Raw genomic sequence first — 15,025 nt, 5'->3', positions numbered from 1 at the left:
TATGGTTACAGAAATGTAATGTAGTTCTTCAGTTTCTGTTCATCATCCCCGGCCTAGTTTCCGGCTGTCTTGAAACACGAAGGACACGCTTTCATGAAACGTCTCATCATCACCCTTCTCGCTACATCCTTCCTCGCCGCGCCGGGCGCATTCGCCGCGCCGCAGGACCGGCATGACGGTGCCCGGGGCCGGACGGTCGAGCGCCATACGACCACGACGATCAAGAAGACCGAGGTGCGCAAACACCGCTGGGCCCGCGGCCATCGCCTGTCGGCTGCCGAACGTCGCCGCACCGCCGAGGTCCGCGACTATCGCCGGTACCGCCTCAGCGCTCCGCCGCGCGGCCAGCGCTGGGTGCGCGTCGACAACGACTTCCTGCTGATCAGCGTCGCGACCGGCGTGATCGTGAGTCTGGCTTCCGGCCGCTAAGGCAACGACGACCGCAGCTCCCATGGGGGCTGCGGTCGCACTCTCAGCGAAAAGGTCCTGTCCGCTTTGGCAGCGCCGGTACATCGAAAGAGGCTGGCGGCAACCTCGATCCGGCTCTCTGCGCCATCTTCTCATAGGCGGCTTCAAGGTGGCGACAGAAACGCTCGGCGTCGAACAGGGGGGATACGTCCCGGTTCTCGACCAGCCGCCGCTTGAGGCTTGAGACCTCTTCACCGTTCCGCGCCAGGTCGATGGCCCGAGCGATGAAGGCCTGTCTGCTCGGGAGGACGAGTTCGGGCAGGCCGATGGCGGTCAACAGGCTTTCTGAAACCCGCGAGGCAAAATTCTTTCCCCGGATGGTGATGACCGGTAGGCCCGCCCAGAGCTTATCGGATGTCGTCGTATGCCCGTTATAGGTAAAGGTATCGAGTCCGAGATCCGCGGCCTGCAACCGGCCGATATGGTTCTCGTAGCGAGCCTTCGGTGCAAAGACGATCTGCGCTTCCGCGACGCCCCGCTCTTTCATGGCACGCAGGAAATTTTCGCGCGCTGTGCTGCTGTCGATAAGAACCCAGAGAAGGGCGTCCGGCACCTGCCGAAGAATTTCGGACCAGATGTCGATCGTTTCGATCGTCATCTTCCGGGTTGCGTTGAAGGCCGCAAAGACGAAGCGATCTTCGGGAAGGCCGAGTTCGTCGCGGGGTGTCCCAGGCGGCAGGGCGCGGTGGGTCGGGTCGTTCGGCTGGTAGGTCTCGGGAAGGCGGCAGATCTGCTCGTGGTAGAAGCGTGCCGACGCCCGCGGCGTCACGATCGGGTCGCCGATGACATAGTCGCAGTCGATACCGATGTTGCTTCCGGGAAAGCCGAGCCAGGAGACCTGTACCGGCGCCACGTTTTCGTTGAGGATGACGTGTCGGGCACCGGCGGTCGAGCCCTTGAGATCGACCAGAATATCGATGCCGTCGGCGCGGATCGTCCGGGCGGCTTCCGCGTCGGTCATCGCATGAATAGGGACGATGCGGCCCCAGAGCGAGCGGTCGGTGGTTTCGGCTTTCACATACTCTTCGCTCGTGTGGCAGTAGAGCGTGATGTCGAATCGATCGCGGTCGTGCAAGGTGAGAACGGTTTGCAGCAGGCGCATGGTGGCGTGGTCGCTCCAGAAGTCGCTGGAGAGGTAGCCGATGCGCAAGGGTTGCGTGCCGCGTTTCCGGCTCATGCGGGGACGGGCGGGGAAGGCGGGTTTCGACCGGTTGCGGACCGGTGCGCCGTTGGTCGCAAGCCGGTTCAGCCGCTCGTTGTCGCAGTGGAGCAGGTTGGCGAAGGACGTTTCGCCCTTAAGGAGCAGCGGCGTCGAGGTCGCTGTGTCCCAAGTGGCCATTTCCCAACGGCTTTCCAGTTCGGCCAGGGCTTCGTAATCGCAGAATTCCCGCGCGACTGCCATATAGCAGGCCTGCGCGTAGGGATTTTCGGTATCCAGATCCGCCAGTTTCCGGAAGACTGTCAGCGCGGCAGGATCCCGGTCTTCGCCGTTATACAGCGTTGCAGCGAGATTGATATGGGCGGGGTCGTTGCTGTCCACCAGTGCGGCCCGAACGAGATGCGCCGCCTTGGTGTCGCCTTTGCGAATAAAGGTCGAGGCGACGAGGGCGGCGACGTCTGGATTTTCAGGCTGCAGCACGAAGAGGCGCATCCCAAAGAGAAGGGCGCGCTCGTCGTCGCCGACCGCTACGGCCGAATCGGCCGCGCGCTTCAGGACCTCGGGTGTCGGATCTAGATCGACGGCACGGACAAATATGTCGAGCGCGTCTTTTTCCAGACCGAGTTTTTGAAAGGTCAGACCAAGAAGCGTCAGCACCTCCGAATCTGCGCCGTCATCAATCATGCTGCTCAACAGCGTGAGAGCAGCGATGTAATCGCTGCTCTCGTAAGCCTTGGTTGCGTTTGCCAATCGTCCCGTCATAGCGTCTAGCCTGCCTCTTATCGATGCCCGGGATAATGGCGAAGGGACCTTGTGCGAGGCCATCAGCCCTGCTGGGAGAGGCAGCTTGTCAGCGACTGGGCGATGCCGTTCAGCAGCTGGAAGTAGAGATCCGGTCCGGCGGTGAGGGTGCCGGCTTCGGGGTCCAGCGTTCCGGATTTCGCGTTCGTACCCTCCAGCACGACGTTGACCAGCTTCGGCTCGAACTGGGGTTCGGCGAAGACGCAGGTGGCGCCGAGCGTTTCGATCTTGGTGCGGATTTCCTTCAGGCGCTGAGCGCCGGGAGCCGTTTCCGGGCTGACCGTGATGGAGCCGGCGACGGTAACGCCATAGCGGTTCTCGAAATACTGGTAGGCATCGTGGAAGACGATGAACGGGCGATCCTTGATCGGCGCGACCGAGGCGGCAATCGCGAGATCCAGCGCGTCGATGCGGGCATCGAGATTCTCGCGGTTGGTGCGATAGGTCGCGGCGTGCTCGGGGTCGGCTTTTGCCAGCACCGTTTCGATCTCGGCGGCCATGGCCTTTGCGTTGCGCGGATCGAGCCAGGAATGCATGTCGAACTCACCTTCGTGGTGCGCATGCTTGGCCTCGTCAGCATGCTTGGCGTCGTCGTCATGAGCGTCGGCGGAATCATGCGCATGAGCGCCCTCGGCCTCGTCGCCATCGTCATGCGGCTCGAACGGGCCGCCTTCGCGCTGCGGCAGCTTTTCGACGCCCGGCGCTTCCTCGAGCGCAACGATGGTGGCCTTGGAACCCAGCGTTTCCAAGGGCTTCTCCAGGAAATGCTCCATGCCTTCGCCCATCCAGAAGACGACCTTGGCCTTTTCCAGCGCCGCGGCATTGGAGGGCTTCATGTTGTAGGTATGAGGGGAGGCGGCGCCTTCCACGATCAGCTTCGGCTCTCCGACGCCAGCCATGATGGAGGCGACGAGCGAGTGGATCGGCTTGATCGACACCACCACATCGGGTGTCTGGGCGTGAGCCGTGCCGGCTGCAAGGCAAGCGGCGGCGGCGGCGAAGATCAGCGAGGCGCGGGAGGACATGGAGAAGCTCCTGTAGGGTTCATGCCGGGTCTGTTCGTTTCACCTCCGCCGCGATTTCGCAGCGGTCGGAGGCGAATGTCCAGATATTGAAAACTCGGCCGTCGCTCTGACAGCCGGGCACCTTGAATCCTTAATGTAATGTTATTACATCAATTGCGTTATGCTATAACGTGTGGCATAGCCGCTGGCAACAGGGTCCTCCGGGAAATTTCCGATGTCCGAAACCGACGTTCATTTACACACCGCGGCTTCACCGGTTCCGTCGTCCGGGCAGGATACGCGTAACGGTGCGCCCGCGCGTTCCGGCAACAACGCGCTCGTGACGCTTCGGGAGGTCGGTATTCGCCGCAGTGGCCGGTGGCTGGTGCGCGGCGTTGATTTTTCTGTTTCCCGCGGAGAGATCGTGACGCTGATCGGGCCGAACGGCTCCGGAAAATCCACCACCGCGAAGACGGCGATCGGCGTGATGAAGCCGGACGAGGGCCGCGTCGAAAAGATGAGCGGCCTGAAAGTGGGCTATGTTCCGCAGAAGCTTGCGATCGACTGGACGCTGCCGCTGACCGTGGAGCGGCTGATGACGCTGACCGGACCGCTGAAGACGGCGGAGATCGCCGAGGCGCTGTCGTCCACCGGCATCCTGCATCTGGCGCGGGCGGAGGTCCAGCATCTGTCGGGCGGAGAATTCCAGCGGGCGCTTCTGGCGCGGGCCATCGCCCGCCGGCCGGACCTGCTGGTGCTGGACGAGCCGGTGCAGGGCGTGGATTTCTCCGGAGAGATCGCGCTCTACGACCTGATAAAGACCATTCGCAACAGAACAGGCTGCGGCATTCTGCTGATCTCGCACGACCTGCATGTGGTGATGGCGGAGACGGACACGGTGATCTGCCTCAACGGGCATGTCTGCTGCCGCGGCACGCCGCAGGCCGTCAGCCAGAGCCCCGAATATCAGCGCCTGTTTGGCGCAAAGGCGGCGCAGACGCTGGCTGTCTACAATCACGATCATGACCATACTCATCTCCCCGACGGCCGTGTCCTGCATGCGGATGGAAGCCTGACGAACCATTGCCATCCGGATGACGGCCATCATAGGGACGACCATCACGGGGATGATACGGCCGTTTCGGGCCACGTGCATGACGATAGCTGCGGATGCGGCCACAGCCAGATCCGCCTGAAACGGCTCGAACCTGGGAAGCGCGACCGTGCTTGACGATTTCTTCATCCGAGCCCTGATCGCCGGCGTCGGTCTGGCCATCACCGTGGGGCCGCTCGGCTGCTTCGTGGTCTGGCGCCGCATGGCCTATTTCGGCGATACGATGGCCCATTCCGCACTGCTGGGTGTCGCGCTCTCCCTGCTGCTCGACCTGAACCTGATGGTCAGCGTGTTCATCGTCGCGGCGATGGTGTCGCTGCTGCTGCTGGCGCTCCAGAAGCGGGGCGGGCTTTCCACGGATGCGCTGCTCGGCATTCTCTCGCATTCCTCGCTGTCCATCGGCCTCGTCATCGTCGCCTTCATGACGTGGGTGCGCATCGACCTTGTCGGCTTCCTGTTCGGCGATATTCTCGCGGTGTCGGAGGCCGATATCGATATCGTCTGGGGCGGAGGCATTCTCGTGCTGATGGCGCTGGTCATGCTCTGGCGGCCGCTGCTCGCCTCGACCGTCAACCCGGAGATCGCGGAGGCCGAAGGGCTGCATCCGGAGCGGTCGCGGCTGTTCTTCATGCTGCTGATGGCGCTCGTCATCGCCATTGCCATGAAGATCGTCGGCATTCTCCTCATCACCTCGCTGCTGATCATTCCCGCCGCCACGGCCCGCCGGTTTTCGGCCTCGCCCGAGATCATGGCGGTGTTCGCCTCGCTGATCGGCGCGGTCTCTGTGGTCGGCGGGCTGTTCGGGTCGCTGCATTTCGATACGCCGTCCGGCCCGTCGATCGTGGTCGCCGCCCTCGTCATCTTCGTCCTCAGCCTGTTGCCGATCGGCCGGCGCAGCAGGGACGGCACGCCGTTTTCACCGCCGGGAGGACATCACTGATGGAGCCACGCAAGCTGACCCGCAACCAGGCGCTCGTCCTGGAAACGCTGACCCATGCCGAGGCGCCGCTCAGTGCCTATACGATCCTCGACAAGCTGCGCGACCACGGGTTTCGCGCGCCGTTGCAGGTCTACCGGGCGCTGGAAAAGCTCACCGAATTCGGGATCGTGCACCGCCTGGAGAGCCTCAACGCCTTCGTCGCCTGCACCCATCCGCATGATCATGGGCCCGAAAAGGCCGTGATCGCCTTTGCGATCTGCGAGGATTGCGGGCAGGTGAGCGAGATCAGCGATCCCGAGATCGAGGACCGGCTGTCGCTGCTGGCGACCAAGCAGCAGTTCAGGACCGAGAAGACGACGATCGAAATGCGCGGACATTGCGGGAACTGCACGGCCTGATCCGGGCTTCCGGCTGATCGATGCCGAATTCCGGTTTCAAGCAGTCGCTCGCCCTCTCCTCCGTCATCCCCAGGCCCTGTGCCGAGGATCTGGTGAGGTCCCTGCCAACAAACACAATGGTCCTCCAGATCGCGGGCAGTGCAGCAGATGCCCGGCACAAGACCGGGCATGACGGCAGTGGGGTAGCATCGCTCAACAAAAAACAATGCCAACAGACGGCATCCAGCCGGAAACCGTATGAGGGGGCTGGTTCATTCCTCTTCGATAGGTGTCAGCGTTGCCGCGAAGGTCTTCCAGTTGCGAACGTAGTTCTCGGCAGAGGCGCGCAGACCGGCAATCGCGGCGTCATCCAGCGTGCGCAGAACGCGGGCCGGGGCGCCGACGATCAGGGCGTTATCCGGGAAGACCTTTCCCTCAGTGACCAGAGCATTGGCGCCGACGAGGCAATTTCTGCCGATGACGGCGCCGTTGAGGATGGTCGCGCCCATACCAACGAGGCTGTTGTCGCCGATGGTGCAGCCGTGGACGATGGCGCGGTGGCCGATGGTGCAGCCGTCGCCGATGGTGACCGGAAAGCCGGCGTCGACATGAACGACGGCGCCTTCCTGGATGTTGGTGCGGGCGCCGACGTGGATCGGCTCGTTATCGCCGCGCAGCACGGCCCCGAACCAGATGCCGACATCCTCTCCGATCACGACATCCCCGACGACATGCGCATCCGGTGCGATCCAGTAACGATTTTCCGGCGGACAGGTGGGACGACGCGCGCCGAGGGCGTAGAGGGGCATGATGGCTCCGACGGTTCCGATGAGGTGTCTGCGGGATCGCTCCCGCAGAGGACGTATCTCAGACGATGGTGACGGTCAGGTCGCCGAAACCCTCGACGCTGCAGGTGACGACATCGCCGCGATTGACCGCACTGACGCCGGCCGGGGTGCCGGTGAGGATGACATCGCCGGCAGCGAGCGTGAAGAGCTTGGAGAGCTCCGAGATGATCTCCGGAATCTTCCACGTCATCTGCGCGAGGTCGCCATCCTGTCGCGTCTCGCCATTGACGCTCAGATGGATGCGGCCGCTGGCGGGATCGGGGCAATCTTCCGCCGCGACGAGCGGGGAGACGGGGCCGGAATGTTCGAACGCCTTGGCGGCAGCCCAAGGGTGGCCCTTGGTCTTTGCTTCGGCCTGAAGATCGCGCCGCGTGAAATCGATGCCAACGCCATAGCCCCAGACGCACGCCATTGCATTGGCGGGATCGATATCGGTGCCGCCTGCCTTCAGCGCCACGACGAGTTCAACCTCGTGGTGCACGTCGCTGGACTGTGCGGGATAGGGAAAGCCTTCGGCGGGCAGGAGGAGGTTTTCAGCGTTCTTCTGGAAGAAGAAGGGAGGCTCGCGCGAGGGATCATGCCCCATTTCGATGGCATGGGCGGCATAGTTGCGGCCGACGCAGTAGACGCGGCGGACGGGGAACCCGGCATCTTTGCCGCGAACGGGCAGAATGACGGGCGGGGCGGCGGGGATGACGGTGTTCATGGCAATCCGGATGCTGTTGATGACAGCGGCAGGATAGCACCCGGGCAAGGCCCCGGGGAAGACATTGCGGTGATTCCGTCGCGACGAAACCGCGGATTGACTGCCGCTTTCACAGCTAGCAGCGCCGACCGGCGCGACGAACGCCGCCGGTCGGTTTTAAACAGTAACGCATCAGCGGCAGGCGTAAGCCTGAAGCTGGGCGCGGGTGATGAAAGGGCCGCCACTGCGGGTCTTGCGGTCCGGATCGGTGTATTCAAGGCTCGGCACATCGGGGAGGGCCAGAGCCTGGCGCACCGTCATGATGCCGACATCGCGCCGATCGGCGCCACGCTTCACGCTCACTTCTACAATGCGGTACAGATTTTCCTCGACCATGTTTCTCTCCCTCTGCCTCTTTTTTGCGATCCGTTTTCTGCGACTCAACCATTTGCGGCTGCGAAGCGGGTTTTTATGAGGCACCTCACGAAGAGCTTGCCAGAAACAGGTCTTTGCAACCAGTGAAAAATTCGGAAAATCGAAAATAAGGCGGGCATGTAAAGCAAATTTTGCCTCGATATGCCGCACTGCAAAAACAGAATGCCAATAAATGACGTTTGTTTCGGCGGTGCGGAACAAAAATCCTCCGTATGATCTTCTTAGGGATACCTCACTCAACCCGGGAGTAGCGACATGTCGGACATCAAGACGGGATTTACGGGCGAACTGGAAGACAAGACGACCGTAGCGGCAAATGTGAAGCGTGCCACGGCTGCCGTTCAACGAGAAGCTGGCGCCGTCGTCGCGACAGTGCAGGATCACCGGACAGCGACCGGCTCCGTGTTGCTGCTGGTCGGTGCCGCGGCCTTTCTTGCCGGTTACATGCTTGGCGCAGGGCAGGATCGCGACACCCGCCATTCGCGCTTCTGGAGATAGGGCTTCTGCAGACAGGATTGGCGGCCATTGCGAAGGTGACCGGAGGACGGCGAACAAAAAATGTCCGGTCGTCTTGCTTTTGCTGCAATGCAATATTATCTTGAAGTCACCGAAGCATTCATCCTCCTCCCGAGTGCTTCGAGAGATCCGGGTCACCTCCTCCCGACCCACGGATCCTTTTATGAAGCCTGCCGCACCTCCTCCCGCGGCAGGCTTTTTTCTTTTGCGGTTATGGCTGCGGTGATTCTGTTGGACCTCCGGGCCTTGGCCCGCGGTGCAGCTGGGGATATGAGGACGGAACGGCCAAATGGTCTGGGGCCGCCTCTCAGGGCCTGACGCACGACAGCGTCGTGCGTCATAGCTTTCAACGGACGAGACGAGATGATGACGAACATTCAGAACGCTCCCGAGACCGCGCAGGCCCGCATGTTTTCGCCGCCGGTGTTCGCTGTGGCACCGATGATCGACTGGACCGATCGGCATTTTCTCTACTTCGCACGCCAGCTTTCCGCCCACGCGCTGCTTTACACCGAGATGATCGTGGCCGATGCGGTGCTGCGGGGAGACCGGGAGCGGCTGTTGCGGTGCGACGTGGCGGAGACGCCGGTGGCGTTGCAGCTGGGCGGCAGCGATCCGGCGAAGCTCATAGAGGCCGCGCGGATCGGGGTTCAATTTGGCTATAGCGAAATCAACATGAATGTCGGCTGCCCGTCGGACCGGGTGCAATCCGGCACGTTCGGCGCCTGCCTGATGCGGGAGCCGGAGGTAGTTGCAGAGTGCGTGGCGGCGATGAAGGCCTCGGTTGCCGTTCCGGTGACCGTGAAATGCCGGATCGGCGTCGATGACCAGGAACCGGAAATCGCGTTGCGGGACCTGCTGCGCCTCGTGCGGGCGGCGGGCGTTGATGGCGTGTGGGTGCATGCGCGCAAGGCGTGGCTGCAAGGGCTCTCGCCGAAGGAGAATCGCGATATTCCGCCGCTCGACTATGCGCTGGTGCATCGGATCAAGGCGGAGAATCCCGACCTCTTCATCGGCATCAATGGCGGGCTTCACACGCTGAACGATGCTCTGCTGCAACTGGAACATGCTGACACGCCTCTTGCGCTGGACGGCGTCATGCTCGGCCGGGCTGCCTATCATGATAGCGCGATGCTGACAGGCGTGGATGGCGCGTTTCCGCATCCGTCGTCAGGGGCAGCGCCCCTGGCGCGCGATTTGGACGATTTCACAGGGGCGGGGCATCGGCGCTCCCCGGATTTCTGGTGTGGCGTGCGGGATGCGATGATGGCCTATGCGGCGGCGCATATCGCGGCTGGCGGGCGGCTGGTGCATGTGACGCGGCATATGGTCGGCCTGTTTCAGGGCTGGCCGGGGGCGCGGCGGTTCCGGCAGATCCTTTCGGCCGATGCGACGCGGGCGGGAGCCGGGCCGGAGGTGATCGCCGCTGCGTTTGCCGCCGTCCTTTCCGTTGCCGGAGACCGTGACGCGGCGGAGTGAACGGGCGGCGCTGACAAAGCTTCGGCTTGTTCAAAGAGCGGGAGAAAAAAGCGCGGTAGAGATCGGCATCGGCGTTTTCCGAACCTCCGACGATCACTGTACTCCGCCCATGCCGACCGGGGAGAGGGCGACGGGAATATTTTCAGCATGACGCCAAACAGAAACGGCGCCACGAGGGGCGCCGTTTCCGTGGTCTCTCAGCGGCAGATTATGCAGCGCTGATGTTGACGGCCTTGGGGCCCTTGCCCATGCGATCCGGCTCGGTGTCGAAGGTGACCTGCTGGCCGTCCTTCAGGGTCTGGAGGCCGGCGGCCTGGAGAGCGGAGATGTGGACGAATACGTCCTTCGCGCCGCCTTCAGGAGTGATGAAACCAAAACCCTTGTCCTGGTTGAAGAATTTTACGATGCCTTTGGTGGCCATGGGGGATGTCCTCTGGTCTTCCCTTGCTGTGGTAACCGCACCCCCGGTGCCGGGGAGGCGGGCGGTCATGCGTGTCGTTGCGGACACGCGGTCTGGATGTCACGTACGGGAGCAAAGAACGTCTACGCCCATGGGAGCCGCAAGGCCTGGCCGGCCATCCGCCCCATGCTGCCGTTCGGCCGTGTCCACAGCGGATATCTCCACCGGAACGCCGCCGAGCGGCACAACCACATCAGTCCAGTCTCCGGGATGAACAGCCCGAACGGTATATTTCTGCCAGCAAATACGCGCCTTGGCAAGCGGGTCCGCAGGACGACGGATCGGAGAAAATGGCCGGGCCTCCACATTTTCGTCGGATGCGTGACGGAGTGTCCGCAAGCGGTGCACAGCGCGCCGCCGGAGCCTGCAAAGGGTTGATGCCGGCGGCCGGGGCGGGTACTGCAAAGGTGGCTGACACTGTATGTTAAGACCCGTGACCTTTTTGAAGTACGGGCAGACGAGCCGATGCGGCGAGAGGATTGGGGGCAAGGTGATCGATCCCTATGCGATGCTGGGCGTGGAGCGCGACGCCGACGAGGCTGCGATCAAGACGGCCTATCGCCAGGTGGCGAAGACGGCGCATCCCGACCAGGGCGGCGACGCGGAGGCCTTCGGCAAGCTGCAGGCGGCCTATGACCTCTTGCGCGACCCCGTGCGCCGCAAGATCTTCGACGATACCGGCTACGACCCGCAGCTCGCCGACCCGCGCGACCTGAAGGGGCTGCTGGTAATCGAAACGCTGGTCAACGAGGTCATCCTCGACGAGCGCGAGCCCGGCAGCTTCGACCCGGTGGCGGCCATGCGCCGCCGTCTTTCCGACGATATCGTCAAAAGCCGCTTCCATATTCTGGAACTGGAGCGCCACCGCACCCGCGTGCGCCAGCACATGGACCGGCTGGGACGGCGACCGGAGGCGGATGTGCTGGGCTCGATGCTGCGGGCGCGCTCGCAATCCATCGCCGAGGCGATTCGCAGCGCGGAGGGGCAGATCGAGGTGATCGAGCAGGCCTATCTGATGCTGGAGGGGTATCGCTACGAGCTGGAGGCGCTGCGGGACGAGGCGGCGGAGTGAGCAGGACGTAGGAAGGAAGGCCGGAGAGGGTCTATCTCTCAAACCTCACCCGTGAACGCCTCCTCATTCCCATCCTTGCGAGCGTCTTCCGCGCGCCAGAATTCCCGAAACTCCGCCAGCAGGGGATCTCCCGCGGGCAGGCGCCGGGCGGCGAGGGTGAGGGCGGCGTGAATGCCGGCGTTGGTGTCGTCGTCGGTGTCGAAAATCCCGTTCCAGGTCTGGAGCAGGCCCGGCTCCAGACGCTTTTCCACGTGCATCAGTGCGGCGAGGAAGAGCATGAATTCCGCGCGAATGTGGGCGGGCGCTTCCACGATGCAGCGCGGAAAGCAGGTTTCCTGCTGCCGGACGGGAATATCCGGGTCGGGCGCCGTCGCGCCGGGCAGGCTGCAGCCACGATGACGGCGGCAGCGGGCGCGGTGGCAGAGGAAGGCCGGCGCGAGCAGGACATCCGCGACAGCGCAGACGGGGTTCGGCTTGCGGTCCGCGGTCGGATGCGGGACGGGCGGATTTGCTTCGGTCGGTTGCGCACTGATCGGTTGGGCGTTGGGCTGTTGAGCACTGATCGGGGCGATGTCGGGGGATGTCGGGTTTCGTCTGGACATGCGGTCTCCTTCACGCAGGCGGTTTTGCCTCGTGGTCTGGCGCATCGATGCTGGACCGGCTGTCTGGCCGGACGTTCGGACGGGGCGCCGGAAGCTGCCGCGTTGATAGGTAGATAGATGACACCTTCCGGCGCCCCGTTCGGCGGTTTATGCCCGGAAGTGCCTCTCTGCCGGGGTTCCCGCCGCCCGAAGGGCAGGACGGGACCGCGTTGCATGCCGCGAAGGCAAACCCGAACCCACACGGACCGGCACTTGCGCGACGGGCCGCCGTTTCGGGGGGAGGTCGTATGCGGACCGTGACGAGGGAGGCGCACGTCGTTCCCCCCACCTCACAGCCGGCTCCGCCTCGCCGGCACGCCTGCCGGTGTATCCGAGAGCGGAACGGGGTCAGTATGCCGGAGGCTGCACATGGCGGGGAGAACGGCGCTCGCAAAACAGGGCGCGGGCGCGCTCCACGGCGCCGCGCTGCAGGGCCGAGGCGGGTGCCGGAACGGGAAGGAGGCAGAACCGTTTCCGGCCTGCCTCCTTGTTTACAAACGGATTTTCACGCAGTCGGGATCAGCTGTAGCCGCCCTGTGCGCGCTGCTCGGCGGCTTCGCGCTGGGCGGTATCCAGATCGTCCTCGCCGTTCTTTTTCCCCGTCAGCTCGATGTCCGGTTTCGCTTTTGCGGTCTCGCCCCCGTTCGCTGTCTGGCCATTCCGGCCGGTTCCTTCGCCGCCGGTCGAGTGAGCGCGGGGGATCTGCGCGCTGTCGAAATAGGTGCGGAACGACGAAATCTTGCCGTCCGCCTCCTCCAGCACGCTGACGCCACCATAATCGAAGGCCTCGCCATCGACCGAACCACGGCTGCGCCATTCGAGAAAGGCCACGCCATCCGTATCCGTCACGGCGCGGAACTCGGACGAAATCTCGTCAAAGGCATCGCGGTAATGCGACCAGAACGTCTTCGCCGCATCCACCCCGCCATCGTCATAGGACACCAGCGGATTGGACACGCTCGCGTCATTGGCAAAGAGGTTCGCGATGGTGTCGATATCGCGATCGGATTCGAGGCGGTGAAGGGCGGAGATGAAGGTATCTGCGAGGGCTGTCATGGGGCGCTCCTGAGGTTTGGGCTCGGGAGAGAACTGGGGTGGGGGTGGGTTGTTCCGGGGTAGGGCACTCAGGACACGGCAAGCGCCGGCTAAGGTTGAGAGTAAGATTGTCACCACCGCTCTAAAGAGGATATGATGATTTTTACGGCTTACAGAAAACAACCCTTGAACGCACAAACGCGACAAGCCATATATTGCATATGGGGGTTCCCAGACGGCAAGACCAATTCTGATAAAGTGAATTGGAGGCGGTTCCGGATCACGGTAACGCGTGAGTCAAGTGTTTAAACTGTCAATAGGACAGGCGGTCATAAGCTCGATAATCATTTGGATTGCTCCGATGAGGATTCGCAGTGAAGATCGTTCGACTATCTTGCCGGCGATCGCCGACACGATTTCCGATATTGCAGTATAGCACACTTCGTTGTAGTAGGAAGATAGTGGCGCGAATGCCATGATATATTGGCGGAGGCAGTAACTATACTATGCCTAATAGTGTTGCTGCCTCCACTCACGATCTAGGTTGGTTTCCGCGTGAGAAAGATATCAAAAGATATGTCCACTTTGATCGCCTGATTCCTGTCAGCAAGATTGTAAAAATTGCCAACGATCGCGACTTAGTTGCGCGTCATCCGTTCTTTCCGTTGCTGAAGTTTGAGGAAAGCTGGACAAAGTTCCGAGAAGACGGTGTTCGGAACGTAAAAGTTCGCCCACTTCGATATGCCGCGCGGCTAGATGCCGCTATTTTCGCGCGTTACAGGGCAGCAATTGTTCCGCTATACGAGCGGAAGTTAGCTGAGCTTGGCTTGTCTGAAGTTGCAATCGCATACAGAAAAATTGCGGGTGAGAGAGGGTCAAACAAGTCAAATATCGACTTCGCTTTTGACGTCTTCAAATTCATAGCGGACACAGGAGACAGCTACGCAACTGTCGTGGACATTAAGTCTTACTTTGAAAGTTTAGACCACGGGCGAATCCTGACGATCTGGGAGAGCTTAGTTGGCAAGCCTCTGCCTGCCGATCATCTTGCTGTCTACAAAGCAGTGACCAAATACTGCGTAGTAGACCTAGAGAGGCTCTTCGAGAGGTTGGAGCTCAGGCAAAAGCCAACCGTTGGTACTCGCACGGAACGAAGACAGAGAAAAATTGACGCACTTAAGTCTGCTGGATACCGGCAGATTTGTTCGCCAAAAGAGTTCCGAGACACGGTGAGAGGAACGGGCAGTTTACCGAGCCTTCTTCAAAAGAACGCCTTTGATTTCGGTATACCTCAGGGGCTGCCAATTTCTGATCTAATTGCGAACTTTTACCTTATCGATTTTGACAAAGAGGTTTCTGATTGGGTTGCTGAGCGTCAGGGACTGTATCGTCGATACTCTGATGATATTGTTATTGTGATCCCCAAAAGAGAAGGCAACGCTGAACTGGACGCAAAAGAGTTCCTGCAGAAAACAATAAAAAGACACGGCAGCCATATGAAAATTCAGGACAAAAAAGTTTGCGTTTCGTCCTACGAGCGCGCTGGTTTGTATTTGAACTATTCACGGGGGTTTGGAAAATCCAGTAAAAATGGCCTAGAGTATCTAGGCTTTGAGTTCGATGGCCGAAGAGTAAAGCTTAAAGATTCCACAATGTCGAATGCTTGGCGTCGGATGAAGCGTCGGGCATACGGAGGCGCAGTTCGGTTTGTGAAACGATTTCGAGCAAAGGGGAAGTCATGGCTTATTGCTAATTACCCATTCGATAGCATTGAGACTAAGATTTTAAGAAACGTTACAGTCGGGCAGAACTCTGGAGTTCGTAGTTGGACATTTGTGAAGTATGTCGCAAGAGCCAACAAAACTTTCATAGGGCTAAAACCTGGTTTCTCTGACCAAACGCAACGTTATCGTCGGCTCACTAAATCAATGATTAGGGTAACATTCGATAGAGCTTTGACGCTGCATTGTTCCTGAAGCAAACACCTCACC

The 15,025-nt window shown here is 61.4% G+C and carries 16 protein-coding genes; 8 read left to right on the top strand and 8 right to left on the bottom strand.

The features are described from left to right. Positions 1–93: 93 nt before the first annotated feature. Positions 94–429, top strand: coding sequence for an RcnB family protein (locus BSG19_RS01225; RefSeq protein WP_092984099.1), 336 nt, complete (start codon positions 94–96; stop codon positions 427–429). 43 nt (positions 430–472) lie between these two features. Here BSG19_RS01225 and BSG19_RS01220 read toward each other — a convergent pair whose 3' ends face one another. Then, the gene (locus BSG19_RS01220; protein WP_170865820.1) at positions 473–2,389 is read right to left on the bottom strand and encodes an O-linked N-acetylglucosamine transferase, SPINDLY family protein; all 1,917 of its coding nucleotides are present in this window, start codon (positions 2,387–2,389) and stop codon (positions 473–475) included. Between the two features lie 62 nt (positions 2,390–2,451). After that, positions 2,452–3,453, bottom strand: coding sequence for a zinc ABC transporter substrate-binding protein ZnuA (gene znuA, locus BSG19_RS01215; protein WP_092984095.1), 1,002 nt, complete (start codon positions 3,451–3,453; stop codon positions 2,452–2,454). A gap of 214 nt (positions 3,454–3,667) precedes the next feature. Here znuA and BSG19_RS01210 point away from each other — a divergent pair, with 214 nt between their 5' ends. From BSG19_RS01210 to BSG19_RS01200, 3 genes are read left to right on the top strand one after another with little or no spacing between them, the layout of a single operon-like run. After that, positions 3,668–4,663: an ATP-binding cassette domain-containing protein gene (locus tag BSG19_RS01210; protein WP_092984093.1), complete on the top strand. Its 996-nt coding sequence runs from the start codon at positions 3,668–3,670 to the stop codon at positions 4,661–4,663. Beyond that, a complete protein-coding gene (locus BSG19_RS01205) occupies positions 4,656–5,486 on the top strand; it encodes an iron chelate uptake ABC transporter family permease subunit (protein ID WP_092984091.1) in 831 nt (276 codons plus the stop codon). The genes BSG19_RS01210 and BSG19_RS01205 overlap by 8 nt, the downstream gene beginning before the upstream one ends. Further along, positions 5,486–5,884 carry a Fur family transcriptional regulator gene (locus BSG19_RS01200; protein ID WP_092984089.1) on the top strand — a complete coding sequence of 133 codons (399 nt, stop codon included), beginning with the start codon at positions 5,486–5,488 and terminating at the stop codon, positions 5,882–5,884. The genes BSG19_RS01205 and BSG19_RS01200 overlap by 1 nt, the downstream gene beginning before the upstream one ends. Positions 5,885–6,135: 251 nt before the next feature. Here the strand turns inward: BSG19_RS01200 and BSG19_RS01195 are convergent, their stop codons facing one another. The 3 genes from BSG19_RS01195 to BSG19_RS01185 all read right to left on the bottom strand — a co-directional run bounded on the left by BSG19_RS01195 (position 6,136) and on the right by BSG19_RS01185 (position 7,792). Then, entirely contained in the window at positions 6,136–6,672 is a 537-nt protein-coding gene (locus BSG19_RS01195) for a gamma carbonic anhydrase family protein (RefSeq protein ID WP_092984087.1), read from the bottom strand. Between the two features lie 58 nt (positions 6,673–6,730). Next, positions 6,731–7,417 carry a fumarylacetoacetate hydrolase family protein gene (locus tag BSG19_RS01190; RefSeq protein WP_092985465.1) on the bottom strand — a complete coding sequence of 229 codons (687 nt, stop codon included), beginning with the start codon at positions 7,415–7,417 and terminating at the stop codon, positions 6,731–6,733. Positions 7,418–7,588: 171 nt separating this feature from the next. Beyond that, positions 7,589–7,792 carry a hypothetical protein gene (locus tag BSG19_RS01185; RefSeq protein WP_062473881.1) on the bottom strand — a complete coding sequence of 68 codons (204 nt, stop codon included), beginning with the start codon at positions 7,790–7,792 and terminating at the stop codon, positions 7,589–7,591. Positions 7,793–8,086: 294 nt separating this feature from the next. Here BSG19_RS01185 and BSG19_RS01180 point away from each other — a divergent pair, with 294 nt between their 5' ends. Together BSG19_RS01180 and dusA are read left to right on the top strand one after the other, a co-directional pair. Then, positions 8,087–8,329 carry a hypothetical protein gene (locus BSG19_RS01180; protein ID WP_092984085.1) on the top strand — a complete coding sequence of 81 codons (243 nt, stop codon included), beginning with the start codon at positions 8,087–8,089 and terminating at the stop codon, positions 8,327–8,329. 381 nt (positions 8,330–8,710) lie between these two features. Then, positions 8,711–9,826, top strand: coding sequence for a tRNA dihydrouridine(20/20a) synthase DusA (gene dusA, locus BSG19_RS01175; protein WP_092984083.1), 1,116 nt, complete (start codon positions 8,711–8,713; stop codon positions 9,824–9,826). Positions 9,827–10,034: 208 nt separating this feature from the next. Here the strand turns inward: dusA and BSG19_RS01170 are convergent, their stop codons facing one another. After that, on the bottom strand, positions 10,035–10,247 hold the full coding sequence (locus BSG19_RS01170) for a cold-shock protein (RefSeq protein WP_092984081.1): 213 nt from the start codon (positions 10,245–10,247) through the stop codon (positions 10,035–10,037). 547 nt (positions 10,248–10,794) lie between these two features. Here BSG19_RS01170 and BSG19_RS01165 point away from each other — a divergent pair. Continuing rightward, the gene (locus tag BSG19_RS01165; protein WP_244529091.1) at positions 10,795–11,358 is read left to right on the top strand and encodes a DnaJ domain-containing protein; all 564 of its coding nucleotides are present in this window, start codon (positions 10,795–10,797) and stop codon (positions 11,356–11,358) included. A 38-nt stretch (positions 11,359–11,396) separates the two neighbouring features. On the opposite strand, the gene BSG19_RS01160 is transcribed toward BSG19_RS01165, so the two are convergent. After that, on the bottom strand, positions 11,397–11,960 hold the full coding sequence (locus BSG19_RS01160; RefSeq protein WP_092984077.1) for a hypothetical protein: 564 nt from the start codon (positions 11,958–11,960) through the stop codon (positions 11,397–11,399). A 558-nt stretch (positions 11,961–12,518) separates the two neighbouring features. Then, complete coding sequence (locus BSG19_RS01155; RefSeq protein ID WP_092984075.1) at positions 12,519–13,055, bottom strand: nuclear transport factor 2 family protein; 537 nt, start codon at positions 13,053–13,055, stop codon at positions 12,519–12,521. Positions 13,056–13,540: 485 nt separating this feature from the next. Between BSG19_RS01155 and BSG19_RS01150 the strand changes: the two genes are divergently transcribed. Continuing rightward, positions 13,541–15,010, top strand: coding sequence for a reverse transcriptase domain-containing protein (locus BSG19_RS01150; protein WP_092984073.1), 1,470 nt, complete (start codon positions 13,541–13,543; stop codon positions 15,008–15,010). The last annotated feature ends 15 nt before the right edge of the window (positions 15,011–15,025 follow it).

This window comes from Rhizobium sp. NFR03, assembly GCF_900111275.1.
GTDB lineage: Bacteria > Pseudomonadota > Alphaproteobacteria > Rhizobiales > Rhizobiaceae > Ferranicluibacter.
This window is presented reverse-complemented; position numbering and strand designations above follow the sequence as displayed.